Raw genomic sequence first — 25,844 nt, 5'->3', positions numbered from 1 at the left:
GCCTGGCAGCCCGGTCGCGATCAATCGACGGACTGAAGGGTGGCGACTTTGTTGCGGCCCGTTGCTTTCGCGTAATACAACGCTTCGTCCGCTGCCTTGATCAGCGAGCCCGGCTCGCCTTCCTGCTCCGGCGCCCAGCTCGCCAGACCGATACTGGCCGTGACGCGCCCGTATTCGCTTCCGGCATGCTCGAGGCCGAGTTCATCGATGGCCGCACGAATGCGCTCGGCAATCTGCGCGGCGCCGGTTTGCGGCGTATCCGGGAGCAACACGACGAACTCCTCCCCGCCGTAGCGCGCCGCGGTATCGGCCGGGCGACGGATGTTATCGCCGATGCAGCGCGCGACCGCGGCCAGCGCGTCGTCGCCCGCCTGGTGGCCGTACGTGTCGTTGTATGCCTTGAAGCGGTCGACGTCGACAAACAGCAGCGAGAAAACGGAATGCGCCCGGCGCGCGCGGCGCCATTCGCGGTCCAGCACTTCCCCGAACGTGCGTCGATTGTTCAGGCCGGTGAGCCCATCGGTGCGGGCCAGCAGCACGAGTTCGGACTCGGCGCGCATCCGGCGCCGCAGCTGGATGCCCAGCATGACCGACACGGCGACGAACGCGGCGCCGAACGTGGCCACCAGCGCGCCGATCGTCACGGCGCGGTGCCGCCAGCCGGCGTAAATGTCCTGTTCGGCCTCCGCGACCATGATGATCAGTGGCAGCTTCGGCAGATGCTTGAAGTAGTAGAGGCGGCGCACCCCGTCGATCGACGACGTTTCTGAAAAGGAACCCTCGGGAGCCGTCTGGAAACGCTGGAAGGTCGCAGCCTTGCTGATGTTGCGGCCGATCGTGTGCACGTCGTACGGGTGACGCATCACCATGATGCCGTCACTGCCGATCAGCGACATCGAACCGTGCTGCCCAAGCGACAGGCCGGCAAACAGCTGACGGAAATACTCGAGGTTGATCGCAATCAGCGCGACGCCGCCAAACGTGCCGTCAGGGTTCGAGACCCGCCGCGACAGCACCATGCTGAGCGACCCGCCCCGCAACCGCGATGCGAACGGGTCACTGACGTAAAGCCCGACGTCGGGATTGTCGCGATGGACGGTGAAGTACTTGCGATCCGAAAAATTGCCCTGACGCGGCACGTCGTTGGCGGAGTCCAGGACGATGTTGCCGCCCGCGTCGAGCACCAGCATCGAGCCGAGAAATTGGGCCGTCATCGCGTGGTCGAACAGCACGCCGCGGCGCAGGCTGGCGGAAGAATTCATCACGTCCTGCCGCTGCAGGCCGTGGAGCACCGCCTGTAGCGAGAGATCGTAGAGTTCGACGTTGCGCTCGATGTCGCGCTCGGCCATCAGGCCCAGATTGCGCGAGGTTTCGCGGGCGCGGTCGAGCGCATCGTCGCGGCTCTGGAACAACAGCAGTGCGCACAGCCCCATCAGCGCGCAGGCGATAACAACCCCGGTGACGACGACGATGTAGGGGGCAGTCGACTTGGATCGCATGGAGGCTCTCGGGTGTGGTGTGAGCGCAAGTGCTGGCGCGTTTCCCGCATAGTAAAAAACCGATGGGGACGCATCAAGCCCGAGAAGACCCAGCGGGCCCTGTGCGACTTGGAAATACCTGTCAATTTTCCTCGAAGGGTAACGCTTGCGCCCGCTGCCGATACTCAAGCACACCGAACGTAGCGAGACATAAAACACATTGATATGAACCGGTTACGCCGATTCCACCACATAGTGAAATGCGAAGCACGTTCTTTTTAGATGTCGACACCTATCAACCCCATAGCCAGCAGTGCTTTCAAACATATCGTCGAAAGACGATATATGATTCGCCCATCGACGATACCCGTTTGCCCGACCGAAACGCCCAACCCTTCCATGCCGACCGAACTCGACATCGACGCCATCCTGAAAGCGCTCTCGAACCCCGTGCGCCGGGAGATCCTCGTCTGGCTGAAAACGCCCGGCGAGTATTTCCCGCAACAGACGCTGCCGTATGAACACGGCGTCTGCGCGGGCCAGATCGATGCGCGCTGCGGGCTGTCGCAGTCGACTGTCTCCGCGCACCTCGCCACGCTGCAGCGCGCGGGGCTCGTGACGTCGACGCGGATCGGCCAGTGGGCGTTTTTCCAGCGCAACGAGGCCGTCATCGACGCATTTCACGACGCCCTGCGCCGCGAACTCTAGCCAACGGCCTAACCGGCCATGCGGGGCGCCATCGCACATGACGCCACGGCTTCCCCGCTCTCAGTGAAGAGGTTATCTGCCATGCCTACGTTGTTCGATCCCGTTACCCTCGGCGACCTGACCCTGCCGAACCGCATCGTGATGGCGCCGCTCACCCGCTCCCGTGCGGGCGAGGCGCGCGTGCCGAATGCATTGATGGCCCGCTATTACACCGAGCGCGCATCGGCCGGCCTGATCATTACCGAAGCAACGTCGGTCACGCCGCAAGGCGTCGGCTATGCAGACACGCCGGGCATCTGGTCCGACGAGCAGGTCGCAGGCTGGAAGCAGGTGACGCAGTCCGTGCACGCGGCCGGCGGGCGCATCGTACTGCAGCTCTGGCACGTCGGCCGGATCTCCGATCCGATGTTCCTGAATGGCGACCTGCCGGTCGCGCCGAGCGCGATCGCCGCGGGCGGCAACGTGAGCCTCGTGCGTCCGCCGCGTCCGTTCGTGACGCCGCGCGCCCTCGAACTCGACGAAATCCCGGGCATCGTCGCCGCGTACCGCAAGGGCGCCGAGAACGCGAAGGCGGCCGGCTTCGACGGCGTCGAGATCCACGGCGCGAACGGCTACCTGCTCGACCAGTTCCTGCAGGACAGCACCAACCACCGCACTGATGCGTACGGCGGCCCGATCGAGAACCGCGCACGCCTGCTGCTCGAAGTGGTCGACGCAGCGATCGACGTGTGGGGCGCCGGCCGTGTCGGCGTGCACCTCGCGCCGCGCGGCGACGCGCACACGATGGGCGATTCCGATCCGGCGGCAACCTTCGGCTACGTCGCGCGCGAACTCGGCCGCCGCAAGATCGCGTTCATCTTCACGCGCGAATCGTATTCGGGCGACCAGTTGAGCCCGCGCCTGAAGGAAGCGTTCGGCGGGCCGCTGATCGCAAACGAGCAGTTCACGCTCGACACCGCGCAGGCCGCGCTCGAGAACGGCAGCGCCGACGCGATCGCGTGGGGCAAGCTGTTCATCGCGAACCCGGACCTGCCGCGCCGCCTCGAAATCGGCGCACCGCTCAACAAGCCGGTGCCGGAGACGTTCTATGCGGAAGGCGAAACGGGTTACACCGACTACCCGGCGCTGAGCGACGCGGCCTGACGGCCGACGACACGCGCGGCGCACGGTCGTGTGCCGCGCCCCTCTCGTCGCCTGGGCACGGCACGTCAGCGTGCCGTTTCCTCGCGAAACAACGCCAGGCCGACGAGACTGGCCACCCCGCCGCCGAGCACGTACCAGGCCGGCGCGTAGAAGCTGCCCGTCGCACGCCACAGCGCGCCGACGATCAACTGCGCGAAGCCGCCGAAGATCGTCACGCCCAGCGCATAGATCATGCCGAGCGACGTCGCACGGACTTCCGGTCGCAAGGCTTCGAGGATCATCACGAAGCCCGCGGGGCTCGACAGCGTCATCAGGCCGATCAGCACGATCACGACCGCCAGCACGGTGAAGACCGACGGCCATGTGCGCATCGCATGAAACGCCGGCAGCACGAGTGCGGTCGAGATCGCGCACACCGTTCGCAACATCGGCTTGCGGCGGCGCAGGCGGTCCGCGAACCGGCCTGCGAACGGCGAGCCGACCAGCATCACCGCGCCTGCCGTGCAGCCGGACAGCAACGAGACGGAAGCCGGCATGCCGAGTGTCAGCGTCAGGAACGACGGCAGGAAAAACACGATCGTATACATCGTCGACGTGCCGCCGATCACCAGCAACGTGCCGGCCGCAACCTGCCGCCACGGAATGCGGCGGCTGGCACGCGGCGCGCCCGCTGCCGCATGCGGCAGCGTGTCGTCGAGATGGCGTCTCAGATAAAACCCGACCGGCCCGATCAGCAGGCCGAGGACGAACGGCACGCGCCAGCCCCAGCCTTGCAGCGCATCGGGCGGCAGGCAGCGCGACAGCGTCAACGCGACGAGCGCGCCGGCGAGCGCCGCGCCCCCCTGGCTGGCCATCTGCCAGCTGACCAGTTCGCCGCTCCGACGGGTGCCGCCCGACTCCATTAGCAACGTCGTCGCGGCCCCGACCTCGCCACCTGCCGAAAAACCCTGCAGCAGCCGGCCGATCACGATCAGCAGCGGCGCCGCGATGCCGATCTGCGCGTAGGTCGGCGCGAATCCGATGATGCCGGTGCCGAGCGCCATCAACGCGACGGTCAGCACCAGCGCGGGCTTGCGCCCGACGCGATCCGCATACGCGCCGATCGCGACGCTGCCGAGCGGTCGTGCAACGAACCCGACGCCGAAGGTCGCCAGCGACAGCATCAACGCACCCGCATCGCTGGACGCCGGAAAGAACAGCCGGCCGATCAGCACCGCGAAGAAGCTGTACACGGTGAAGTCGAAGAATTCGAGTCCGTTGCCGAGCGCTGCGGCGGCAACGGTCCGCCGCAGCGCACGTCGTTCGTCGATCGTCTGCGCGGTAGCCGCGCGATTCAGGGTGCTCATCCGAAGCCCTCGTTCAGAAGTTGTGATACATCCCGAGCGACACCGTCACGGGCGTCGTGCCGGTGCGCGGCGTCGTGCCGCCTGGCTCGGTCGGCAACGGATTGCCGTTCAGCAGAACGGTCGAGATACCGTAGTTGCGGATGAACCCGGCCCGCGCGTAGAGGCCCGTACGTTTCGACAACAGGTAGTCGTAGCCGAGCATGACGCCAAGCGCCGAATCCTTCGCCGATCGTCCGGCGGCATCGCGCACGCCCGACGTATCGCGATAGACGACCGACGCGCGAACCGCATTCACACCGAACGGCACGATGGTGCCGAGGGTGTACACGCGTGCGATCCCGTCGCCGGCAAGTTTCGGCGCATATTGATTGAACGACGCGGACAGCACGAGCCGCCCCGTGTCGTATACGGCGCCAAGCCCGTACAGGTCGTTGCGTACCGTGCTCGCGCCGTTGATGCCCCACACCTGGTTGTAGCTCGCCGCCAGATAGGTCGTGCCGTTGTACCACTGCAGCAGCGCGCCCTGCGCGGACGCGGCCGGTGCGCGCCCCGCGACGTTGCTGGGCGCGTACATCAGCATCAGCGTCGTGGTGCCGGCCACGATCGGCGTGCGATAGGTAATCGCGTTGTCGACGCGTGCCGGCAGTTGCGTTGCGCCCGGCCCGAGGTCGCTGTTGTAGCCGACGCCGCGCGCCGTCTGCACGGCGGCCGCGCCGAGCCACGTGTAAACCGAATTGGTGCCCACGGTGCCGAACACGTCGATGAACAGCGGCAGCCCCGTACCGATCTGCTTGCCGGCTCGCAGCCGGCCATAGCGGTCGGACATGAGTCCGATCCACGACTGCCGGTTGAAGAACGACTGCGTATCCTGCTGCGCGCCGTTGTTCGCGAGAAAGCCGCTCTCGAGATTGAATTCGGCGCGCCACCCGCCGCCGAGATTCTCGCGCCCGAAGAAGCCGAATTTCGACGTCCATTCGCCGCCGCTCTGGGTCTGCCACGTCGACCGTCCGCCCACCGTCTGGTAGTTGATCCCCATGTCGACCGAGCCGTACAGCGCCACGCCCTCCTTCAACCCGCCGTTGAACTCCGGCACCGCCGCGAGCAGCACGTCCTGATACGGCACCGCGCAGGCGCTTCCGGTGACCAGCGCCAGACACCCCGCACCCCATGTCAGACTCTTCTTCATTCGTTTTCCTTATTTTTCAGCGAGAAAATTCCGAATTGCCGCGACTGGCCGACGTGCTCGTCAAACCGCCAGGAAGCGCTCCGCGATGCCGACGAAATAGGCGGCGCCCCAGCCGAGCGCCTCGTCGTTGAAGTCGTAGCCCGGGTTATGAACCGAGCAGCCGCCGTGCGAATCGATACCGTTGCCGAGCATCACGTAGCAACCCGGCACGCGCTCCGTCATCCATGAAAAATCCTCGCTGCCCATCACACCGTCGGCGATCAGCGTGAGCGCACCGGCACCGGCCAGCGCCGTGATCGTCTCGACCGCGAGATCCGCGGCGGCGGCATCGTTGACGACCACGCGCGAGATGGCCTGGTAGTCGACCTGCGCAACGGTTCCGTAGGCCTGCGCCTGCGCGTCGGCGATCCGGCGAATCCGCGCCTCGACCTCGTCGCGCGTGGCTGCGTCGAGCGAGCGGACCGACAGTTGCAGCGTCGCGGTCTCCGGAATCACGTTCGGGGCCGTGCCGGCATGGAACGTCCCGACGGTCACCACTGCCGCCTTGGCGGGATCGATGTTGCGGGCGACGATCGATTGCAGCGCGATCACGATGTTCGCCGCCGCAACGATCGGATCTCTCGCGAGTTGCGGCATCGCGCCGTGCCCGCCCTTGCCCGTCACGGTGATCGTCACCGAATCGGACGACGCCATCATCGCTCCGTAGCGCAACGCGAAATGACCGACCGGTACGCCAGGCGCGTTATGCAGCGCATAGACGCGCTCGCAGGGAAAGCGCTCGAACAGGCCCTCCTCGATCATTCGTCTCGCGCCGCCGAGCCCCTCCTCCGCGGGCTGAAAGATCACGTTCAGCGTGCCGTCGAAACGCCCCTGCGTGGCCAGATGGTGGGCGGCTGCAAGCAGGATCGCCGTATGGCCATCATGACCGCAGGCGTGCATCGTCCCGGCGACCGTGCTCGCATGGGGCAGGCCCGTTTCTTCCCGAATCGGCAACGCGTCCATGTCGGCGCGCAAGCCGAGCGTGCGCGACGACGTACCGCGCCGCAACTGGCCGACCACGCCGGTGCCGCCGATGCCGGCCGTCACGTCGTAGCCCCACTCGGCCAATTGCGCGGCGACGATCCGCGCGGTGCGGGTTTCGGCAAAACCGAGTTCCGGGTGGGCATGGATGTCGCGTCGGATCGCGACAAAGCGGGGGGCGGCTTCACGGATCGCCGCGAGCGTCGGGGCAAGGTCCTGCGTCATGTCTGGCTCCATTGGATCGGCTGCATCGCAACCGCTGCGGCCAAGTATGGAGAGACGCGCCAGGTCAAAAAACACATCAATTTTGATACGAATAAGATTTGGTTATATCCTCCGCATCATGAAAACCCATCAATTGCGCGCACTGGTTGCAGTGGCCACGGCGGGCAGCATCAAGGCTGCCGCGAAAACGATGCACGTCAGCCAGCCGGCCGTCAGCAAGGCGATTCAGGAACTGGAAAGCGAATTCGGCGTGGCGCTGCTCGAACGCAAACCGTGGGGTGTCGTGCCGACGCCGGAAGGCGACGTATTGCTCGGCCGCGCGCATGCGGTCGTGCGGGAACTCGAGCGCGCACGCGACGACATCGCGCATCTGAAAGGGCTGCGTGAAGGCAGGCTGGTGCTCGGCTTCACGCCGATCGTCGCGGTAACGGGGTTCGCGCACGCCTATGCCGAATTTCGACGCCACTGGCCGCATGTCGAATGCGAACTGCGCGAACTGTCGTTCAGCCAGCTGACCGAGCAGTTGCACAACCGGACGCTCGATCTCGCGTTCGCGGCCATCACCGGCGAGGTTGCCGAGTCCGCCGACGTGAAGCCGATCCGCACCTTCGACACCGCATTCGTCACCCGCGAGAACGGGCGTTTCGCCGGTGCGACATCGCTGGACGCGCTACGCGATGCCGAATGGATCCACACCGATCCGAGCGACAATTTTCCGGCGCACATTCGCGCTCTCCATGCGCACGCGGGCCTGCCGGCGCCGCGCTGCATCACGCGCTGCACGTCATATGCGCTGTTCTACAGCCTGCTTCTCACGACGGACGCAATCTTCTCGTGGACCCGGCACTCGCTGTCGGAAACCGTGTTCGGCCAGGCGCTCACGCCGCTCCCGCTGCCGCTGGCGCCGCCACCGCTGCAGCTCTATCGGCTCACGCCGCCCGGCCTGCAGTTGACGCGCCCCGCGACGGATTTTCTCGCGTACATCGAAGCCGCGTTCGCGTCGCGTTCGTTCGGGAGCGATACGCGGCGCTGACTGCGCCGGAATCGGTCCGCGCGGGCATCAGGCCGCCACGGCGCGCCGCATGAACACGCGCTGCGTTTCGTCGAGACCCAGCGAGATGTGGTGCGCGCGAATCGCGCGCAGCCTATCGTCGAGCAACGCATCGTCGATGATGTGAAAACCGAGGCGCGCGTAGTAAGGCGCGTTCCACGGCGCGCCGCGAAACGTCGACAGCACGACCTCGGCGATGCCGTCTTGCGCGGCGCGCGTCATGATCCGCTCGATCAGGCGCGCGCCGATCCGCTGCCCCGCATGCGACGGCGCGACATCAAGCTCCTCCAGATACAACCGTTGCGCATCGAGCAGCCGGTAGAACGCGAACCCCACGCACGCGCCCTGCGGATCGACCGCGACGTACGCGCGGCCATCGTCGATCCGCACGAGCACGGCAGCCGCGTCGGTCGGCTCGCCGTCGGCGATGTCGGTCATGCCGATTTCGCGAAACCGCTGCGCGGCGGCGACTTCCACGGCGGCCATCGCGGCCGCGTCTTCCCGCGTGGCGGGGCGAATCAGGATCGATGCAGGCATGACGGCAATTCAGGCAGTCTGGACGGCCGTCACTATAATCGAAACTTCATACGTATCGTTTCGACTATCCGATCCACGAGGTCCATCATGACGTTGTCCGCACTCGCCGTCTTCGCCTTCGCCCTGCTCGTCACCGCCGGCACGCCCGGCCCGAGCGTCGCCGCGCTCGTCGCCCGCGTGCTGACGAACGGCGTGCGCGACGTGCTGCCGTTCCTCGCGGCCATGTGGCTCGGCGAAGCGCTGTGGCTCACGCTCGCGGTCGCGGGGCTGTCGGCATTCGCACGCACGTTCGCGACGGGCCTGATCGTGCTGAAGCTGATCGGCGTCGCGTACCTGCTGTTCCTTGCTTGGAAGATGTGGACCGCGCCGACCGACACGGGTGCGGACGACCTGCCGCGCGGCCAGTCGCCGTGGCGCATGTTCGTCGCCGGCACGCTCGTGACGCTCGGCAATCCGAAGATCATGGTGTTCTATCTCGCGCTGCTGCCGACCATCGTCGACCTCACGCACGTCGGCGTCGTCGCGTGGGCCGAGCTGGTCGGCACGATGCTCGCGGTGTTGGTCCTCGCCGACTGCTTCTGGTCGCTGCTCGCGTCGCGTGCCCGTGCGTTCCTGACGTCGGCACGTGCGAAGCGGATCGCGAACCGCACGAGCGCGACCGCGATGGCCGGTGCGGCGGTGGCGATCGCGACGCGGTAGTCCGACGGGCCACGCGACGCCCGCGCCTGCCGCCTGTCGTGCCACCGCTCGATCGCGTCGCCTTTCACCAGACGTTCGACGCCAAGGCACTCGCATTCTTCAACACGAATCTGCGCTGATCAACAGCGAAACGCCCTGCGCCACGTGCGCGGCTCCGGCACAGGGTCGTTGCATTCGATCAGCGCACGCACCAGCGCCCAGTCGTCGTCGTCGCAGAAATCGAGCAGCACCACGCCATACGAGCCGCGCTGCTCACGCAATCGTTCGGCCAGCCGCGCATAAATGCCCCGGACCCTGCCGTCGCCATGCGCCACCACGGACGGATTCGCGCCCATCCCCGTCCCGCTGCAGAAACTGATCGCCCAGCGGCCGCTGTCCGGCAGCGGCAGGTGCGTCAGCAACGCGTCGATCGCGCGCCACTTCCACGCGATCGACGCGGCCACCGGCACGCGGTATTCGTCCTGGATCACGAACGCGCCGTCGGGATGATCGATCGTGAACGTCGCGTTGTCGGGCCAAGCGGTCAGGTCGATACCGAGCGGCCGGCCGCTGCGAAAGCGCCGCAGCAGCACGATCGCGCCGCGCACGTCGCCGAGCGCGGGCAGCGTGCCGCCGGCATGCCAGCGCAGCCGCGGATGCCGCGCGCGATGCGCGTCGAACGTCGCGTCGAAACCGCGCGTGCATGCGTGCGCCGGCCACTCGTCCTTCACCGACATCACGATGCATTCGCGCGGATGCGCATCGAGAAAGCGCGCACAGGTTGCCAGCACGTCGTCGAACGTCATCCCGAGCGCGATGCCGCCGTGATGGATGTCGAACGCATCGCGCACGTGCCGGCAGCGGATGTCGAGCAACCGCACGCCGTGCGCGAGCTGCGCGTCGAGCGGTGCGCGCTGCGTGCGCACGAGCCCGTCGTCGACCGTATACGCACAGGTGTCATGGCTGCCCGGTAGGGTCAGCGTATGCAGCAACCGCGCATCGTCGAGCGCCGACATCCAGTCGGCGAGCGGCATGCGGGTTTCGTGGCTCGAAGGGATCATGAATCGATGAATGACAAGGAAAGAAAGCCGTGGGTAACGGCGTCGGACGTCGCGGCGCGGGCCGGCGTCTCACGCTCGGCAGTGTCGCGCGCGTTCTCGCCGACGGCAAGCATCGCGCCGCAAACGCGCGAACGCGTGATGGTCGCCGCGCGCGCGCTCGGCTACCAGGTCAACCTGATCGCGCGCGACATGATCACGCAGCGCAGCAGCATGATCGGCGTCGTGACGGCCGGGTTCGAGAACCCGTTCCGCGCACGGTTGCTGTCGGACCTGATGGCCACGCTCGGGCAGCGTGCGCTCACCCCGCTCGTGACCAATGCGGAAGATCCGCGTCAGGTCCGGCAATCGCTCGAACAGCTGCTCAGCTACCGGATCGCGGGGCTCGTCATGACGTCCGCGTCGCCGCCGCTGTCGGTCGCACAGCAGTATCTCGAACACCGGATTCCGGTCGTGATGATCAACCGCGAGGCGAATCTGCCGGGTGCCGACGTCGTCGTCAGCGACAACGCGGCGGGCGCCGTTCATGCGGCTCAGCGGCTCGTGCGGGCCGGCGCGCGCCGGCTTGCGTTCGTCGGGCCGCGCAGTGCCAGTTACAGCGCGCGGTCGCGCGCCGCGGCATTCGAACACGCGATCGGGCAAGGCGACGCCTTCGACGCGACGCTCGCGCACGTGATCGACACACCGTCCGACACCCATGCCGGCGGAGTCGATGCAGCACGGCAGCTGTTCGCGGCGAGCGAACGGCCCGATGGCGTGTTCTGCTCGTCCGACCTGCTCGCGCTCGGCGTGATCGATGTCGCGCGCAGCGAATTTGGGTTGCGCGTGCCGGACGACCTGTGCGTGATCGGCTTCGACGACATTCCGGCCGCCGAGTACGACGCGTACCGGCTGACGACGCTCCGGCAGGACACGCGCGGCCTCGCGCATGCCGCGATCGAGCTGCTCGCGGACCGCATGCAGACGTTCGATGGCCCGTCGCGCACGCGCGTCGTGCCGGTCACGCAAGTGGTGCGGGAAAGCTGCGCGTGACGGCGTGACATCGGACGTGACATCGGGCGCGGCACGGCCGCGCGTCACTTCAGCCCGCCCGCGAAGCCGCGCAACAGGTAGCGCTGCACATAGCCGGCCACGGCCAGCGTGGGCAGCGATGCCATCAGCCCCGCGCTCATCAGGTCGCCCCAGTCGATGCCGTTCTCCGTTACGTAGCCGGCAATCGCGAGCGGCAGCGTGAAACGGCTCGGGGTCGACACGAACAGCAGCGCGATCAGGAATTCGTTCCACGCGGCGATGAACACGAAGATCGCCGTCGCGATCAGCCCCGGCGCGCACAGCGGCAGCACGATCTGCACGAGCCGGCGCGCAAGCCCCGCACCGTCGATGCAGGCCGCCTCTTCGTACTCGATCGGCACTTCACGGACGAACGCGAGCAGCATCCAGATCGCCATCGGCAACGCATAAATCTGGTACGCGAGCATCAGGCCGAGCGTCGAATCGAGCAGGTGCAGCCGCTTCGCGAGTGCGAACAACGGCACCGCGATCGTGATCGGCGGCATCAGCTTCAACGCGAGCACGAGCACCAGGAACAGCAGGTCGAGCCGCGCCGGAAACCGCAGACGCACGAGCGCGTACGCGGCCGGAAACGCGAGCGCCAGCGCGAGCAGCGTCGTGCCGAAACCGACCAGCAGCGAATTCAACAGCGGCGCGCCGATGCCGTTCGACCATACCGATGCGAAATGCTCGAGCGTCGGCGCGGCCGGCCAGATCCGCAGCGGATGATCGAGGCGTTCGAGCGTCGGCATGAAAGCCGCGCCGGCCATCCACAGGCATGGCAGCAGCAACAGCGCGAGCGCGGCGATGCGCAAGACCCACGGCAGCGCGCGACCGAATGCGGCGCCCGTCCGCGCGCTCGTGACGCCTGCGGGATGCGCCGTCATGCGCGCCGCTTGCGAACCGTCTGCCATACGTACCCCGAGACCAGCACCGCGGACGCCGCGAGCATCAGCACCGACGCGGCGCTCGCCGGCCCGACGTTGAAGAAGCGGAAGCCCGTGTCGTAGATATAGGTCGACAACGTCTGCGTCGCATTGCCGGGGCCGCCGCCCGTCAACGCATAGACCTTGTCGAACAGCTTGAACGTGTCGATCGAGCGCAGCAGCAGCGCGAGGCCGATCTGCGGCGCCGCGAGCGGCAGCGTGATGTCGCGCAGGCACTGCCACTCGCTCGCGCCGTCGGTGCGCGCGGCTTCGTAGAGTTCCTGCGGAATCGACTGCAGCCCGGCCAGCACGATCAGGAACGCCATCGGCGTCCACTGCCAGACGTCGACGAGCGCGAGCGACCACAGCGCGAGATGCGGGTCGGACAGCCAGCGCACGCCTTCGATGCCGAACGCCGCGAGCAGCGCGTTCAGGAAGCCGTCGAAGTTCAGCCAGTTGCGCCAGATCGCCGAACACACGAGCGTCGACAGCATCATCGGCAGGATCGCGAGCGGCAGCGCGATGCGCCGCCCCGGAAACGCGCGCACGAACAGCAGCGCGAGCCCGAAGCCCAGCGCGACTTCGGCGAGCGACGCAACGATCGTGAAGCGCAGCGTGTTGCCGAAGCCGGCCGTGAACGCGTCGTCGCCGAGCACCGCGCGGTAGTTTGCAAGCCCCGCGAACGCGCGGCGCCCGGCCGAGTAGTCGACCTGGCAGAACGAATCGATCAGCACCTGCGCGACCGGATACAGCGCGAGCGCGGCGAGCACCAGCAGCGCGGGACCGAGCAGCGCGACGAACGGCAGGCTGCGGCCGAAGCCTTTCATGCGCGATCTCCGGTCGACGGATTGACGCGCGCGGTCACTTGCCGGCCGCGGCCGTCGCCTGCGCGATCTTCTGCTGCGCCTGGCGCAGCGCGGCGTCGGGTGCGGCCTGCCCCGTCAGCGCGAGCTGCAACTGGTCGCCGAGAATGCTCTCGACCTGCTGCCAGTCCTTCACGCGCGGCCGTGCACGGCCGGCTTCGAGCGCCTTCAGTTGGTCGGGGTACCAGCGGTACTGACGCACCAGCGCCGGATCGTTGAACACGCTGCGGCGGGTCGGCGGAATGCCGATGCCGGCGAGGCGCGTCTGCGTATCGCGCGCGGTCAGGTAAGCGAGGAAATCCTGCGCGAGCTTCGCGTGCGGCGCGTCCTTCGGAATGCCCATCTGCCAGATGCCGAGCATCGGCGCCGGGCCGGCGGTCTGCCCGGGCGGCGGCTGCAGCGCGATCTGCCCGACCACGCGCGACTGCTTCGGATCGTCAAGCGCGGGCACCCACGCCGGCCACACTTCGATCGACTGCGCGGCCGTGCCGCGCTGCAGCGCGTCGCGCACTTCCGCCGCACCGTACACGTCGACGTCCTTCGGCGCCGACGCCTTCAGCGCGAGGAACGTCTTCAGCGCGGCCTGCGCTTCGCGCGAATCGATCGTCACGTTGCCGGCCTGGTCGAACACGTCGCCGCCGTACGCCCACAGGATCGGCAGGAAGCCCGTCACGACCGGGTTGCCCTTGGTGCCGCGAAACACGACGCCCGACACGCTCTTGTCCGCGCCGCCGACGGTCTGCGCGATCTTCAGCACGTCGTCCCAGTTGCGCGGCGGCTGCAGCTTGTACTTCGCGAGCAGGTCCTTGCGGTACGCGAACATCTCGACGTTGCCGACGATCGGCAGCGCGTACAGTGCACCGGCCGCGTTGCGGCCGAGCGCGACGGCGGACGGCACGAGATCGGCGTCCGCGAGCGAGGCCGGCAGCGGCTTCAGCCAGCCGTTGCCGATGAATTCGGGCGCCCACGTGTCGTCCATCATCACGAGGTCGTATGCGCCCGTGCCTTCGCGCATCGACAGCTTGAGCTTCTGGTACAGGTTCGCGTTCGGCAGCTTGAGCAGCTCGATCTCGGTGCCCGGGTGCAGCTTGGTGAAGCCGGCGACGGCGTCGGCCAGCCCCTTGCCGTAGATGTCGTCGCGGCCTGCGATGACGAGATCCGCGGCAACGGCGTGCGTGGCGGCGAAGGACAGCGCAAGGGCGGCAGCCAGCGCGCGCAGGCGGGTCAGCAAGGTCATGAGGTCTCTCTCGTTCGGCGTGGTGGCGGGACGGCCAGACGTTGCACACGTGTGCAACGCGGGTGACGCGACTGGCCGCCGGGTGCGAACGCCATTGTTCACGCCGATCGTTAAGAATTTATGGCACACGGCGGGAACGGCAGCCGCCGTGCCCGGCTGCCCCCGTCCCGCCTGGCGCCCCGGCCTCCGGCTGGACCTCCCCAACCGGACCTTCCCGGCCGGATCAGAAGTTCACACGAATCCCGGCCATCACGGCCAGTTGCCGGCTCGAGTTGCTGTTCGCGAGCACCGGAATCTGCGCGTAGTTCACCGCATTGCCGTTCGCGTCGGTGCCGAGCCCCTTCCCGCTCGCGATCTGGCCGATCGCGACCGCGTACAGCGCCGTGCGCTTCGACAGGCTGTAGTTCGTGCCGACGTTCACCTGGTGGAACCGCGTCGTGCCGCGCCCGTCCGTATGCGCGGCGTTGAAGAGATACGCGACGCCGCCCTGCAGCGCGGGCGTGAACATGTACGTGACGTTCAGCTCGCCGATGTCGAACGTGAACGCCTGCGTGCGCGGCTGCGCGGCGGTCGAGAAATAGCGGCTGTCGCCGAGGCGCGTATGCGTGTAGGTCAGCGCGACCGTCGCCGCGCCGAGCGTGACCGAGCCGCCTGCGCCGAACGCGCGCATCGAGCCGGCATCCTGCAGCAGGCAGTACATCGCACCCGGGTTGCTGCACGCGAAGTCGCCGATATAACCGCTCGCGCCGCCGAGCGCCGCGTCGAGCGGCTGGTGCAGGTCGAGGTAGCCGACCGAAAACGCGACCGGCGCACGCGTGTACGTCGCGGCCACCGCATAACCGCGCTTCGCGGAAAAGTCGCCGGCCTGCCCGCCGAAGCTGAACGTGCCGCCGACCGTGAGGCCATTGAAATCGGCGCTGGTGAACTTCACCGCGTTGTTGAAGTTGAACGCGGCATTCAGGTTGTCGACGTCGCCGAGATGCGAACCGTACGGCGTTGCCCAGTTGTTGCTCGACACGTATGCGCCGAGCATGTCCGTGTACGAGTCGTACTGGCGGCCGAGGCCCAGCGTGCCAATGCCGTCCCGCCGCAGCCCGACCCAGGCCTGCCGGCTGAACGCCGTGCCGCCCTGCAACGCCTGCCCGTTCGCGGACAGGAATTGCTGCTCGAGCGTGAACACCGCGTCGAGCCCGCCGCCGAGCGGCTCGGCGCCCTGGAAGCCGAAGCGCGACGGCACGAGGTTGCCGCCGCCCATCTGCCATGCATGGCCGCCGCCCGTGCTGCCGTCGGCGCGCGTGAACTGCTGGTTCGTCGAATAGATGATGCCGGTGTCCACGGTGCCGTACAGCGTCACGCTCCCCGAGGTCTGCGCCTGGGCGTGCATGCACCCCAGCGTCGCCGCGGCTGCGGCCAGTCGTCGTCCGATTTTCATGTCCCGCCCTCTGTGTTCATCGATTCGCAGTGCAAATCGATGGCGTTGTCGATATGGGTGACAGGACTCTATCCAGCGAAAATTCAGGACCTCTATCGCAAATCGGCAAACGGTGGGTTGCACTGCCCGCGACGCTGCCCGGCGGCGCCGTCGCGGCGTGCGTGCGTCATTCGGGACGCGTCGTCTGGGAAGGCAGTTCGCCGAACAGGTCGCGATACTCGCGCGCGAAATAGCCGAGATGCGTGAAGCCCCAGCTCGCGGCAGCCTCGCCGACGCCGAGCTGCCGCACCGACGTCGTGCGCAGCATGCGGCGCACCGCGTTCAGCCGGATCGTGCGCAGGTAGCCGACCGGCGTGACGTCGGCCACGCGTTGAAAACTCGTTTGCAGCGTGCGGCGGCTGCAGCGCAGCGCGCGGCACAGTTCGAGCACGGTGACGGGTTCCTCGGGCCGGTCGCGCAGATGCTTCTCGCAGCGGCTCACGATATCACTGTAGGTGGCGTGCGTGATGTCGCGGCGCTCGACGCCGATGCCCTGTTCGAGCGCGTCGAGGAACATGCCGAGCATCGCGTCGCGGAACATCTTGCGGGTGGCCGCGTATTCGAGGTGGCCCGGATTGCGCTGCGCGTCGTCGATCAGCGACGACAGCCGCACGCCGAGCGCGACGCCTTGCTCGTCGGACAGCCGCGTCACATGCCGCAGCTTGCGCGCGCCGGCCGCGCCGAATTCGGCCTCGCACAGCTCGTCGACCATGTCGGACGCCGCGCTGATCCCGACGAGCCCCATCCCTTCCGGTGTGTGGAATTCGAAATCCTCGCCGGCGCGCAGCGCGAGCAGCGCATAGCCGTCGACCGGCTGGCCCTGGAAGGTGCCCGCGAGCGGCACCGACAGCGGCACCGCGAGCGACGTGCGCGCGGCCGGCGCGAGCCCGGTTTGCGCGACACGCCGGTTGGTCGTCTCGCGGAAGAAATGGAAATCGTCGTACAGCACCTGCGTGACGGTGCCCTTGAAGCGGCCGGGCGTCATCTGGCGGTAGACCTGATGCCAGCCCGCGATCGCGAGCCCGTGATCGTGCACGTCTTCGTGTGAGCGTGACTGGAACAGCATCGGCATCTCCGGTAAAACCCTCGGGTCCTGGATGCGGCCGCCGGGTTCGCACGGCACGCAACGCCACAGCTTACCCTCGCAAAATCCCGTGTAGTGCGGTTTCGAACGCAAGCAAGGCCGCCGACAGCGCGGCGGCCTGCTCGCCGGTCAGACGGACGTAGCGGCGAAACGACGGCATCCGGTTCACGACTTCGCTGCCGCCGAACGGCACGATCGCGAGCGTCCAGCGGCCGTCGCGCGCGTCGATCGTGCAGTCGGTCAGGTGCAGCGGCCGCAGCGCGCCGGCCAGCGACGGCTCGGCAAGCAGCGTGGCCAGCGTTTCAAGGAATACGGGGTCGCATCCGGATGCTGGCACGCCATCGATTCCCGTGCTGCGCAGCCAGCCGGTCTGCCGCACGCGGGCGCTGCCCTGCGCAGCCGGGCCGCCGGCGGTCGCCGCCACCTTCACGCTGACCGTATGCATCAGGAACTGGCGCTCAACACGCTCGTCGACACTTACGCGCACGCCGTTCGGCAGCCGGGCCGAGGCGCCGAACGCGCCGTCGGCATCACGCGCGGCCTGCAGATCGGCCAGCACGCGCGCGGCGATCGCGCCGTGCCGATGACCGGGCGGCGGCGCGTCGGGCGCCGCGCGCCACCGGGCGAGCGCGGCCCTCACGACGCGACGTGCTCGTTGCGCAGCACGTCCTCGACCGGCACCGGCTTGAACGGATGCCGGCGCTGCACGACGAGCGTCCAGAACAGCGCATACAGCGCGGTGAGCCCGAGCATCGCGCCGAACGGCACGTAGATGTCGCGCGGATTCATGCCGGGCGGCGTGATGTACCAGATCGCGAGCACGATGCCGACGCTCGACACGATCTGCGGCAGCGGGAACAGCGGCGACCGGTACGGGCGCGGCAGGTCCGGGCGGCGGATGCGCAGCATCACGACCGACGCGGTGACGAGCAGGTACGCGGTGCCCCATGCGCAGGTCGCGGCGAGCACGAGGTGCAGGATGCTGTCGAGATTGCCGTTGATCAGCCACGCATGGACGATCGGCACGATCGCTGCAGCCACGATGCCGACCACCGGCGTCTTGAAGCGCGGATGCAGGTATGCGAAGCAGCGCGGCAGCGCGCCGTCGATCGCCATCCCGTACAGGATGCGCGGCAGCCCGGCCATCAGCGTGTTGATCGTCGCGGCGCCCGCGCACAGGAACGCGATGCCGAACCAGATGCGACCGAAGGGCCCAAGCACCTGCAGCGCGAATGCCGGAATCGCGCCCGGCGTGTCGAGCAGGTGCGTGAGGCCGTCGGCGCTCACCGGCACGTTCGCGACCTGGCGGCGGATCGCCGCGCCGTACAGGAACATGCAGATCGCGACGCCGACGAGACCGAGCGCCATCGCGCGCGGGATCGTCCGGCCCGGCGCCTTCATTTCCGGCGCGAGCGGTGTGACGAATTCGCAGCCGACGAACATGAACATCGCCATGCCGACGAGCGACAGCACGGCCGGCACCGACGTGCCGACTTCCGAACCGCCGAACCAGCCGTCGAGATGCACGGCCGGCGCGGCCGCGAGCCCGAGGATCCCGAAGATCATCAGCGACAGCCACATGCCGGCCGTCAGCACGATCTCGAGCTTGCTGAACACCTTGATGCCGATGATGTTGGTGATCGCGAACGTGACCACGAGGCCGACGCCGACGAGCCACGAGCTGTTGTGCTTCTCGAACGCGGCGTTCAGCGATTCGAAGTTGACGAGCGCCATGATGCCGCTCAGGATCGTTTCCGCCGTGCCGGCGAACACGTGCACGAGGAAATACGCAGAGATCGTGCCGGTGATCGCCCAGAAGCGGCCGAGCCCGCACGACAGGTAATCGTAAACGGAGCCGGCCGTCGGCAGCATCGCGGCGGCTTCCGAGAACGTGGTGGCCTGCGCCTGCATCATCACGAACGCGATGATCATCGCGACCGCGAACGCCCAGCCGCCCATCCCGAAGCCCGACGTCGCGGTGAGGATCACCGGGCTCGCCATGATGAGGCCGACGGCGCTCGCCAGCGCGGTCGGAAAACCGACTGCCCCGGCCTTCAGCGCGGTGCCGCCGCCCGCTTCCGCCGGCGAGCCTGCGGACGTATCGCCCGCGGCGCCGGTCACTCCTGACCATCCCGACATCGTTGTCTCCTTCCTTGACTGGCCTGCACCGGCGCTTCGTCGGCGGCTGGGGCCACTTGCCTTGCGGTCGGCCCGGGGCGGCGCTTCAGCGCTGCGCCACCCCGGTCCCCTGTCGATCACATCGTGATCCGATGTCGAAAAAATACGCAGGCAAAATAATCCGGTCATAGCGCAAATCGGCAAACCCGCGGCGGTATCCACGCCTTCCGCCGCAGGTTTGCCGTCAAGCGACTACGCCGTCATGCGAACGGCACGGCCTCGAAGCCGGCCGCGAGCGCGTCGACGATCCGGTCGAGCTGCTCGCGCTGGATCACGAGCGGCGGCGACAGGATGATCTTCGTGCCGACCGGGCGCACCAGCACGTCGTTCTCGCGTGCGACCTCCGCCACCGCGTTCGCATAGCCGGACAGCGGGTCGATCGGCTCGCGCGTGTCCTTGTTCGCGACGAGGTCGAGCGCGAGCATCAGCCCCTTGCCGCGCACCTCACCGACCGCCGCGAAGCGTTCCGCGAACGGCTTCAGCGCTTCGAGCAGATACGCGCCCTGCTTCGCCGCATTCGCCGGCAGGTCCTCCTTCACGACGATGTCGAGGCTCGCGATCGCGGCCGCGCATGCCACCGGGTGGCCGGCGTACGTATAGCCGTGCATGATCGCACCGCCAAAATCGGCGTTCGCGGCGAACGCGTCCTCGATCCGCGCGTTCACGACCGTCGCGCCGAGCGGCACGTAGCCCGACGAGATCCCCTTCGCGAGACACATGATGTCCGGGCGCACGCCCCAGCCGCGGCTGCCGAACATGCTGCCGCTGCGGCCGAAGCCCGTCACGACTTCGTCGGCGATCAGCAGCACGCCGTAGCGGTCGCACACCTCGCGCACCAGCGGCCAGTAGTTGGCCGGCGGCACGATCACGCCGCCCGCGCCCTGGATCGGCTCCGCGATGAACGCGGCAACGGTGTCGGGGCTCTGGAACTGAATCTCGCGCTCCAGCATTTCCGCGCAGATCCGGCCGAGTTCTTCGGGGTCCTGCGTGAACGGGTTGCGGTACAGCCACGGCGTCTCGACGTGGAAGCAGCCGGGCAGGTTCGGTTCGTAGTTGCGGCGGAACACCGTGTTGCCGTTGACCGACGCGCCGCCGAAGTGCGTGCCGTGATAGCCCTGCTTCAGCGAGATGAACTTCGTGCGGTCGGCCTGGCCGCGCACCTTCCAGTACTGGCGCGCGATCTTCAGCGCGGTCTCGATCGAATCGGAGCCGCCCGAGCTGTACAGCACGCGGCGCATCCCTTCCGGTTCGAGCATGTCGATCACCTTCTTCGACAGTTCTTCCGCACGCGGATGCGAAATGCCGTCGAACAGCTGGAAGTATTCGAGCTCGTCGAGCTGGCGCACGATCGCGTCCTTCACTTCCTGGCGGTTGTGGCCGACGTTCACGTTCCACAGGCCCGCGACGCCGTCGACGAGCTTGCGCCCGTCTTCGTCGAACACGTAGCAGCCGTCGCCGCGCACGATTCGGATCGGCTTGCGCTGCTTCATCTCGTTCGGGTGCACCATCGGATGCCAGAATTTTGCTTCGTTGTAGCTCATTGCAGTCTCCACTGTCGGATCGTTTGAACCGGGGTCGTTCGGGTTCGGAGGTCGCGCCGCGCGTCAGTGCGCGATGCAGACGGATTTGGTTTCGGTGAAGCCTTCGATCGCGTACTGGCCGAATTCGCGGCCGATGCCCGATTGCTTGTAGCCGCCGAACGGCATCGACGGATCGAGCGGGATATGGCAGTTCACCCATACGGTGCCGGCCTCGATCTGCGGCACGAGGTTCATCACGCGCGTCAGGTCGTTGCTCCAGATGCTCGCGGCGAGGCCGTACGGCGACGCGTTCGCGAGACGCACGGCTTCGGCCGCGTCGTCGAACGGCACGACGACGATCACGGGGCCGAACACCTCGTCGCGCACGATCGCGCTGTCCGGATGCGGATCGGCGATCACGGCCGGCTTCACGTAGTAGCCGGGCAGGTCGTCGGCCGGCGTGCCGCCCGCGAGGAACGTGAGGCCCGCGCGGCGCGCGCCTTCAATGTGCTGGACGACCTTGTCGCGATGGTGCGCGGATACGAGCGGGTTGATCTGCGCGGTCGTGTCGAGGCCCGCGCCGAGCTTCATCGACTGCGCGACGCCCGCGAGGCCGTCGGCGAGCTGCGCGAACTTGCTGCGGTGCACATAGATGCGCGACGCGGCCGCGCACACCTGCCCCTGGTTGAAGAACGCGCCGGCGGCGACACCGTCGAGCGCCTGCGCGACGTCGACGTCGTCGAGCATCACGATCGGGTTCTTGCCGCCGAGCTCCAGCGAGAAGCGCGTCATGTTCTGCACGGCCGCCGCGCCGACCAGCTTGCCGGTCGCGGTCGAGCCCGTGAACGAGATCTTCGCGATCGACGGGTGGCTCGCGAGCGCCGAGCCGCAGACGCGGCCGCCCGTGACGACGTTGAACACACCCGGCGGTACGCCGGCTTCGCGTGCGAGCTCGGCAAGGCGCAGCGCGGTGAGCGGCGTTTCCGGCGACGGCTTCAGCACGATCGTGCAACCGGCCGCGAGCGCGGGAATCAGCTTCCACACCGCGATCATCAGCGGGAAATTCCACGGCACGATCGCCGCGACCACGCCGACGGGCTCCTTGCGCGTATAGGCCGTATAGCGCGCGCCGGGCGGGAACGGAATCGACACGTCGAGCGTCTGGCCGGTGATCTTGGTCGCCCAGCCGGCCATGTAGCGCACGTATTCGACGCTCGCGCCGACTTCGATCGCGCGCGACACGTGGATCGACTTGCCCTGGTTCAGCGTTTCGAGCTGCGCGAGCGTTTCGGCGTCGGCTTCGATCAGGTCGGCAAGCTTCAGCAGGATGCGTTCGCGGTCGGCCGGGCGCAGCCCGCTCCATACGCGCGTGTCGAACGCGTGCTTCGCGCTGGCGACCGCGCGGTCGACGTCGTGTACGTCGGCATCCGCGACCGTGGCGAGCCGCTCGCCCGTGGCGGGGTCGTACACGTCGAGCCGCGCAGCTGCGTGCGCGGGCTGCATGTCACCGTCGATGAAGAGGCCGAAATCGCGCGCAACGAAGGTGCGCACGGTGTCGCTGACGGCGACGAAGTTCGTGTTGCTCATGGGCGTCTCGAGGATTGTCGTGGCTGGACCGCGTGCGGGTGAGGCACGCGGGCGTCGGACCACTGTATCGACGGGGGATCACGCCCGGTGAGCGCAAATTGGCAGCGCGTGGGGGGAGAAAGATGGCGGGTTCGGACTGAAAGGCTAGTTTCTGAAACCGTGCGCCATCGACGCGAGGAAGTCGTACGCCTGGTAGTCCAGCCAGTAAACGCCGAGCGCAAGCGGAATCAGGAAGTACAGCGAATCGTAGATCCCGCTTCTCACGGTTCTGATGATGAAAATCGGTAACGCTACGCTCAACGCGATGACCACAAGCGAAGCGACAATGATCGTGACGTCCATCTTCCCGGCCCTTTTCTTGATTGTTATCGAAACGACGATCGCGCATGGTACTGCACGATCTCGCGGGCCCGTTCGCAGAACGACTACAGGAACAGCGCCCCGACCAGTTCGGTGCGGTTCGACACGCCGAGCTTGCGATACATGCGCATCAGGTGGGTCTTGATCGTCGGTTGCCCGAGCGCGAGATCGCGCGCGATCTCCTTGTTCGAGCGGCCGTCGCGCACGAGGCGCGCGATCTGCTCCTCACGGTAGGTGAGCCGTTCCTCGCAACCGATCCGGTGGATCCCGCGCCGCGCGCGCAGCAGCGGGCTCAGCGCGGCTTCGGCTACCGGCTGCAGCCGCGCGAGCGCGTCGATTTCGCCGGACGCGAACCGCCCTGCCGTGCTGTTGCCGGTCGCGTCCCCCTTCCCGAAACGCAGCAGCGAAAACGCGCCGACCGTCCGGCCCGCATCGCGCAGCCAGATCTCGATGACGTCGGCGACGTCGTGCCGCCGCAGGAAACGGGTCCAGTACGCGGACGCATCGCGCCTTTCGTCAGGCAATTGCGACGCGAGCGTGACGACCGCGCATTCGCCCGCCGCACAGCGCGACGGATGCAGCGGATCGAGCATCCGGTAGCGCGCGACATAGGTGCGGTGCATCGATTCCGGCATCCCGAACAACTCGAAATCGGCCGGCTCGCCGCTCTGGTCGAGCCGGTAGAACACGATCGCGGACGGGCTCGCGAACGCGTCGAACGCGTCCACGCACGCGCGCAGCGCGCGCTGCCAGTCGGCGGCGTCCGGATCGGCGGGAACGGAGGGGGTCGGCATGGTGGAGTCGGCTGGCGGCCGCTTGGAAGGAATTGCGAGGTCCGGGCCAGCCTACCGGCGCCGAAAAGCGCGGGTGAGCACGAATCGGCAAATCGTCCCGTTCCGGCTGCGGTGGCCGGTTCGGCCGGGACGATACGGGCGCGCGAAGGTGCGCGCCCCGTTTTCAGCGCGCGTTCGCGGCGAACGTGTCGCAGGCGCTCACCTCGCCGGACTCCATCCCGCGCCGCAGCCAGTACACGCGCTGGTCGCTGGTGCCGTGCGTGAAGCTTTCCGGGACGACATAGCCCTGCCCTTGCTGCTGCAGCCGGTCGTCGCCGATCGCGGCCGCCGCCTTCAGCCCCTGCTCGAAATCGCCCGGCTCCATCAGCCGCTGGTTCGCGCGCTGCGCGTTGTTCGCCCACACGCCGGCAAAGCAGTCGGCCTGCAACTCCATCCGCACCGACAGCGCGTTCGAGCGCGCCTGGCTCGACCGCCGGCGCGCGGCGTCGACCTTGTCGGAAATGCCGAGCAGGTTCTGCACGTGATGGCCGACTTCGTGCGCGATCACGTAGGCCTGCGCGAAATCGCCGCCCGCGCCGAAACGCTTGCGCAGCTCGTCGTAGAAACCGAGATCGATGTACACGTTGCGGTCGCCGGGGCAGTAGAACGGCCCCATCGCGGTCTGGCCGGTGCCACACGCGGTCGGCGTCGAATTCGTGAACATCACGAGCTTCGGCGGTTGGTACTGCGCGTGCAGCTGGGTATTGAACACGCCCGTCCACGTGCGCTCGATATTGCCGAGCACCTTGCGCGTGAAGACCGCGCCCGGATCGTTCGCCGGTGCGCCCTGGTGCTGCGTCGGCGCGGGCTGCGCCTGCTGCTGGCGCCCCTGCAGCGCCGATGCGCCTTCGAGCACCACGCGCGGGTCGATCCCGAAGAAATACGACGCGGCCAGCGCGACCACGATCGTGCCGATGCCGATCGTCGCGCCGCGCCCGCCGCCGAAACCGCCGGCGCCGCGGCGATCCTCGACGTTCATGCTTTCTCTTTCGTCGTCCAGCCTCATTGCCGGCCCCTCCCTGTTCTCGTCGATGGTCCGGCCGCACCAGCGCGCAACCGGGCGATACGCCGCGGCGACCCGATCCATCGGCGGGCACGACGCCTGCATATCGGGCGCAGGCTCGCGCCGATCTCGTCCGCCTGCCGCTCCGCTCGCACGACGGAATCGGCCGGCCGACGCGCCGCGCGTCTAGGCGTGCGCACGCCTGCGCTATTTTGCCGGGCTTTCGTGACTTATCCCAAAAATGTGGAGGATAGAGCGATTCGGCGCCGGACATCGTCAGCCTTTGCAAAATGGGCCACGGCCGCGCCGGCCGTCCGGACGACCCGCGTTCATCCTTTCGGCGGATACCGTCGCGCGCCGGCGCCGCCTAAAGTGGCCGGTAACGACACCTTTCCGGAGAACGACATGACGCACCCGCAACCCCGCACGATCGCGATCACCGGCGCGGGCACCGGCATCGGCGCCGCGTGTGCGCGCCGCTTCGCCAGCCGCGGCGATCGCGTCGTGCTGATCGGGCGCCGTCAGGCGCCGCTCGACGCACTGGCCGCCGAGACGGGCGGCCTCGCCCTCGCCAGCGACGCCGCGAGCACCGCCGACTGGGCCGGGTTCCTGCCACGCATCGCCGAACGCTTCGGCCGCGTCGACGCGCTCGTCGCGTGCGCGGGCGGCCACGGCATCGGCCGCGTGGACGAAACGGACGACACGCAGTGGCGCAACGCGATGCACGCCAACCTCGACACCGCGTTCGTCAGCGCGCGTGCGTGCCTGCCCGACCTGATCGCGCAGCGTGGCAGCATCGTGCTGGTCGCGTCGATCGCGGCGCTCGCGGCCGGACCAGGCGTATGCGGCTACACGGTCGGCAAGCATGCGCTGCTCGGGCTCGCGCGGTCGCTGGCACGCGACTACGGGCCGCACGGCGTACGCGCGAACGCCGTGTGCCCCGGCTGGGTCCGTACGCCGATGGCCGACGCGGAAATGGAACCGCTGATGGCCGCGCACGGCGACTCGCTCGACGGCGCGTACGCACGCGTGAGCGCCGACGTGCCGCTGCGCCGTGCGGCCGAGCCGGACGAAATCGCGGCTGTCTGCGCGTTCCTCGCATCGCCGGACGCGTCCTTCATCACCGGAGCGACGCTCGTTGCCGACGGCGGCGCGATGGTCGTCGACGTGCCGACGCTCGCGTTCGACCCGCTTTGACACGGAGCGGCGCACCGCCCGCGCGGCACGTCGTGGCGGGCAAGTGCGCCGGCACCGGGCCGCGAGCATCCGTACCCGCCGCGGCAAACGCGCCGCGCCGCCTGC

At 68.0% G+C, this 25,844-nt stretch carries 24 protein-coding genes; 6 read left to right on the top strand and 18 right to left on the bottom strand.

The window, feature by feature from the left end; all coding sequences use genetic code 11:
• Positions 1–20: 20 nt before the first annotated feature.
• Positions 21–1,499: a sensor domain-containing diguanylate cyclase gene (locus AC5LXX_RS20925; protein WP_493412955.1), complete on the bottom strand. Its 1,479-nt coding sequence runs from the start codon at positions 1,497–1,499 to the stop codon at positions 21–23.
• Between the two features lie 378 nt (positions 1,500–1,877).
• On the opposite strand from AC5LXX_RS20925, the gene AC5LXX_RS20920 reads away from it, so the two are divergent.
• Positions 1,878–2,186 (top strand): ArsR/SmtB family transcription factor, encoded by a 309-nt coding sequence (locus tag AC5LXX_RS20920; protein WP_493412954.1) that lies wholly within the window; start codon positions 1,878–1,880, stop codon positions 2,184–2,186.
• An 81-nt stretch (positions 2,187–2,267) separates the two neighbouring features.
• Entirely contained in the window at positions 2,268–3,329 is a 1,062-nt protein-coding gene (locus AC5LXX_RS20915; RefSeq protein ID WP_493405072.1) for an alkene reductase, read from the top strand.
• Between the two features lie 65 nt (positions 3,330–3,394).
• Here AC5LXX_RS20915 and AC5LXX_RS20910 read toward each other — a convergent pair whose 3' ends face one another.
• Genes AC5LXX_RS20910 through AC5LXX_RS20900 form a run of 3 tightly spaced genes read right to left on the bottom strand, consistent with a single transcriptional unit; the run spans position 3,395 to position 7,106 of the window.
• A complete protein-coding gene (locus AC5LXX_RS20910) occupies positions 3,395–4,675 on the bottom strand; it encodes an MFS transporter (RefSeq protein WP_493412953.1) in 1,281 nt (426 codons plus the stop codon).
• A gap of 13 nt (positions 4,676–4,688) precedes the next feature.
• Positions 4,689–5,861, bottom strand: coding sequence for a porin (locus tag AC5LXX_RS20905; RefSeq protein ID WP_493412952.1), 1,173 nt, complete (start codon positions 5,859–5,861; stop codon positions 4,689–4,691).
• Between the two features lie 60 nt (positions 5,862–5,921).
• A complete protein-coding gene (locus AC5LXX_RS20900) occupies positions 5,922–7,106 on the bottom strand; it encodes a M20 aminoacylase family protein (protein WP_493412951.1) in 1,185 nt (394 codons plus the stop codon).
• Here AC5LXX_RS20900 and AC5LXX_RS20895 point away from each other — a divergent pair.
• Positions 7,105–8,139, top strand: coding sequence for a LysR family transcriptional regulator (locus AC5LXX_RS20895; protein WP_493412950.1), 1,035 nt, complete (start codon positions 7,105–7,107; stop codon positions 8,137–8,139). The two genes, AC5LXX_RS20900 and AC5LXX_RS20895, sit on opposite strands and share 2 nt — an antisense overlap.
• Before the next feature lie 27 nt (positions 8,140–8,166).
• Here the strand turns inward: AC5LXX_RS20895 and AC5LXX_RS20890 are convergent, their stop codons facing one another.
• Positions 8,167–8,694 (bottom strand): GNAT family N-acetyltransferase, encoded by a 528-nt coding sequence (locus AC5LXX_RS20890; protein WP_493412949.1) that lies wholly within the window; start codon positions 8,692–8,694, stop codon positions 8,167–8,169.
• Positions 8,695–8,781: 87 nt separating this feature from the next.
• Between AC5LXX_RS20890 and AC5LXX_RS20885 the strand changes: the two genes are divergently transcribed.
• Positions 8,782–9,393 (top strand): LysE family translocator, encoded by a 612-nt coding sequence (locus AC5LXX_RS20885; protein WP_493412948.1) that lies wholly within the window; start codon positions 8,782–8,784, stop codon positions 9,391–9,393.
• 119 nt (positions 9,394–9,512) lie between these two features.
• Here the strand turns inward: AC5LXX_RS20885 and AC5LXX_RS20880 are convergent, their stop codons facing one another.
• Entirely contained in the window at positions 9,513–10,433 is a 921-nt protein-coding gene (locus tag AC5LXX_RS20880; protein ID WP_493412947.1) for a phosphatidylinositol-specific phospholipase C, read from the bottom strand.
• Positions 10,434–10,439: 6 nt separating this feature from the next.
• Here AC5LXX_RS20880 and AC5LXX_RS20875 point away from each other — a divergent pair, with 6 nt between their 5' ends.
• Positions 10,440–11,462 (top strand): LacI family DNA-binding transcriptional regulator, encoded by a 1,023-nt coding sequence (locus tag AC5LXX_RS20875; RefSeq protein ID WP_493412946.1) that lies wholly within the window; start codon positions 10,440–10,442, stop codon positions 11,460–11,462.
• Between the two features lie 44 nt (positions 11,463–11,506).
• On the opposite strand, the gene AC5LXX_RS20870 is transcribed toward AC5LXX_RS20875, so the two are convergent.
• From AC5LXX_RS20870 to ypfJ, 12 genes are all read right to left on the bottom strand, one after another.
• Positions 11,507–12,367 carry a carbohydrate ABC transporter permease gene (locus AC5LXX_RS20870; RefSeq protein ID WP_493412945.1) on the bottom strand — a complete coding sequence of 287 codons (861 nt, stop codon included), beginning with the start codon at positions 12,365–12,367 and terminating at the stop codon, positions 11,507–11,509.
• Positions 12,364–13,233, bottom strand: a complete 870-nt coding sequence (locus AC5LXX_RS20865) for a carbohydrate ABC transporter permease (RefSeq protein WP_493412944.1) — start codon at positions 13,231–13,233, stop codon at positions 12,364–12,366. The genes AC5LXX_RS20870 and AC5LXX_RS20865 overlap by 4 nt, the downstream gene beginning before the upstream one ends.
• Positions 13,234–13,267: 34 nt before the next feature.
• A complete protein-coding gene (locus AC5LXX_RS20860; RefSeq protein WP_493412943.1) occupies positions 13,268–14,506 on the bottom strand; it encodes an ABC transporter substrate-binding protein in 1,239 nt (412 codons plus the stop codon).
• A gap of 223 nt (positions 14,507–14,729) precedes the next feature.
• A complete protein-coding gene (locus tag AC5LXX_RS20855; RefSeq protein WP_493412942.1) occupies positions 14,730–15,938 on the bottom strand; it encodes a porin in 1,209 nt (402 codons plus the stop codon).
• Between the two features lie 166 nt (positions 15,939–16,104).
• Positions 16,105–17,043 carry a helix-turn-helix domain-containing protein gene (locus AC5LXX_RS20850; RefSeq protein ID WP_493412941.1) on the bottom strand — a complete coding sequence of 313 codons (939 nt, stop codon included), beginning with the start codon at positions 17,041–17,043 and terminating at the stop codon, positions 16,105–16,107.
• Positions 17,044–17,113: 70 nt separating this feature from the next.
• Positions 17,114–17,701, bottom strand: a complete 588-nt coding sequence (locus AC5LXX_RS20845; protein WP_493412940.1) for a DUF3156 family protein — start codon at positions 17,699–17,701, stop codon at positions 17,114–17,116.
• Positions 17,698–19,200, bottom strand: a complete 1,503-nt coding sequence (locus AC5LXX_RS20840) for an APC family permease (protein WP_493412939.1) — start codon at positions 19,198–19,200, stop codon at positions 17,698–17,700. Before AC5LXX_RS20840 ends, AC5LXX_RS20845 begins: the two co-directional genes overlap by 4 nt.
• Positions 19,201–19,439: 239 nt before the next feature.
• Entirely contained in the window at positions 19,440–20,780 is a 1,341-nt protein-coding gene (locus AC5LXX_RS20835; RefSeq protein ID WP_493412938.1) for an aspartate aminotransferase family protein, read from the bottom strand.
• A gap of 63 nt (positions 20,781–20,843) precedes the next feature.
• Complete coding sequence (locus AC5LXX_RS20830; RefSeq protein WP_493412937.1) at positions 20,844–22,346, bottom strand: aldehyde dehydrogenase family protein; 1,503 nt, start codon at positions 22,344–22,346, stop codon at positions 20,844–20,846.
• A gap of 144 nt (positions 22,347–22,490) precedes the next feature.
• Entirely contained in the window at positions 22,491–22,688 is a 198-nt protein-coding gene (locus AC5LXX_RS20825; RefSeq protein ID WP_493412936.1) for a hypothetical protein, read from the bottom strand.
• An 83-nt stretch (positions 22,689–22,771) separates the two neighbouring features.
• On the bottom strand, positions 22,772–23,500 hold the full coding sequence (locus tag AC5LXX_RS20820; RefSeq protein WP_493412935.1) for a helix-turn-helix transcriptional regulator: 729 nt from the start codon (positions 23,498–23,500) through the stop codon (positions 22,772–22,774).
• Positions 23,501–23,663: 163 nt separating this feature from the next.
• Positions 23,664–24,545, bottom strand: a complete 882-nt coding sequence (gene ypfJ / locus AC5LXX_RS20815) for a KPN_02809 family neutral zinc metallopeptidase (RefSeq protein WP_493412934.1) — start codon at positions 24,543–24,545, stop codon at positions 23,664–23,666.
• A gap of 402 nt (positions 24,546–24,947) precedes the next feature.
• Between ypfJ and AC5LXX_RS20810 the strand changes: the two genes are divergently transcribed.
• Complete coding sequence (locus AC5LXX_RS20810) at positions 24,948–25,739, top strand: SDR family NAD(P)-dependent oxidoreductase (RefSeq protein ID WP_493412933.1); 792 nt, start codon at positions 24,948–24,950, stop codon at positions 25,737–25,739.
• The last annotated feature ends 105 nt before the right edge of the window (positions 25,740–25,844 follow it).

Source organism: Burkholderia torrens (genome assembly GCF_984668525.1).
Note: the sequence above shows the minus strand (reverse complement) of the source record. Positions and strands in the feature narration are given on the sequence as shown.

Excerpts from the sequence above, each read along its gene's own strand:
- AC5LXX_RS20925 (WP_493412955.1), bottom strand. The coding sequence starts at position 1,499 with ATGCGATCCAAGTCGACTGCCCCCTACATCGTCGTCGTCACCGGGGTT.
- AC5LXX_RS20920 (WP_493412954.1), top strand. The coding sequence starts at position 1,878 with ATGCCGACCGAACTCGACATCGACGCCATCCTGAAAGCGCTCTCGAAC.
- AC5LXX_RS20915 (WP_493405072.1), top strand. The coding sequence starts at position 2,268 with ATGCCTACGTTGTTCGATCCCGTTACCCTCGGCGACCTGACCCTGCCG.
- AC5LXX_RS20910 (WP_493412953.1), bottom strand. The coding sequence starts at position 4,675 with ATGAGCACCCTGAATCGCGCGGCTACCGCGCAGACGATCGACGAACGA.
- AC5LXX_RS20905 (WP_493412952.1), bottom strand. The coding sequence starts at position 5,861 with ATGAAGAAGAGTCTGACATGGGGTGCGGGGTGTCTGGCGCTGGTCACC.
- AC5LXX_RS20895 (WP_493412950.1), top strand. The coding sequence starts at position 7,105 with ATGTCTGGCTCCATTGGATCGGCTGCATCGCAACCGCTGCGGCCAAGT.
- AC5LXX_RS20900 (WP_493412951.1), bottom strand. The coding sequence starts at position 7,106 with ATGACGCAGGACCTTGCCCCGACGCTCGCGGCGATCCGTGAAGCCGCC.
- AC5LXX_RS20890 (WP_493412949.1), bottom strand. The coding sequence starts at position 8,694 with ATGCCTGCATCGATCCTGATTCGCCCCGCCACGCGGGAAGACGCGGCC.
- AC5LXX_RS20885 (WP_493412948.1), top strand. The coding sequence starts at position 8,782 with ATGACGTTGTCCGCACTCGCCGTCTTCGCCTTCGCCCTGCTCGTCACC.
- AC5LXX_RS20880 (WP_493412947.1), bottom strand. The coding sequence starts at position 10,433 with ATGATCCCTTCGAGCCACGAAACCCGCATGCCGCTCGCCGACTGGATG.
- AC5LXX_RS20875 (WP_493412946.1), top strand. The coding sequence starts at position 10,440 with ATGAATGACAAGGAAAGAAAGCCGTGGGTAACGGCGTCGGACGTCGCG.
- AC5LXX_RS20870 (WP_493412945.1), bottom strand. The coding sequence starts at position 12,367 with ATGACGGCGCATCCCGCAGGCGTCACGAGCGCGCGGACGGGCGCCGCA.
- AC5LXX_RS20865 (WP_493412944.1), bottom strand. The coding sequence starts at position 13,233 with ATGAAAGGCTTCGGCCGCAGCCTGCCGTTCGTCGCGCTGCTCGGTCCC.
- AC5LXX_RS20860 (WP_493412943.1), bottom strand. The coding sequence starts at position 14,506 with ATGACCTTGCTGACCCGCCTGCGCGCGCTGGCTGCCGCCCTTGCGCTG.
- AC5LXX_RS20855 (WP_493412942.1), bottom strand. The coding sequence starts at position 15,938 with ATGAAAATCGGACGACGACTGGCCGCAGCCGCGGCGACGCTGGGGTGC.
- AC5LXX_RS20850 (WP_493412941.1), bottom strand. The coding sequence starts at position 17,043 with ATGCTGTTCCAGTCACGCTCACACGAAGACGTGCACGATCACGGGCTC.
- AC5LXX_RS20840 (WP_493412939.1), bottom strand. The coding sequence starts at position 19,200 with ATGTCGGGATGGTCAGGAGTGACCGGCGCCGCGGGCGATACGTCCGCA.
- AC5LXX_RS20835 (WP_493412938.1), bottom strand. The coding sequence starts at position 20,780 with ATGAGCTACAACGAAGCAAAATTCTGGCATCCGATGGTGCACCCGAAC.
- AC5LXX_RS20830 (WP_493412937.1), bottom strand. The coding sequence starts at position 22,346 with ATGAGCAACACGAACTTCGTCGCCGTCAGCGACACCGTGCGCACCTTC.
- AC5LXX_RS20825 (WP_493412936.1), bottom strand. The coding sequence starts at position 22,688 with ATGGACGTCACGATCATTGTCGCTTCGCTTGTGGTCATCGCGTTGAGC.
- AC5LXX_RS20820 (WP_493412935.1), bottom strand. The coding sequence starts at position 23,500 with ATGCCGACCCCCTCCGTTCCCGCCGATCCGGACGCCGCCGACTGGCAG.
- ypfJ (WP_493412934.1), bottom strand. The coding sequence starts at position 24,545 with ATGAGGCTGGACGACGAAAGAGAAAGCATGAACGTCGAGGATCGCCGC.
- AC5LXX_RS20810 (WP_493412933.1), top strand. The coding sequence starts at position 24,948 with ATGACGCACCCGCAACCCCGCACGATCGCGATCACCGGCGCGGGCACC.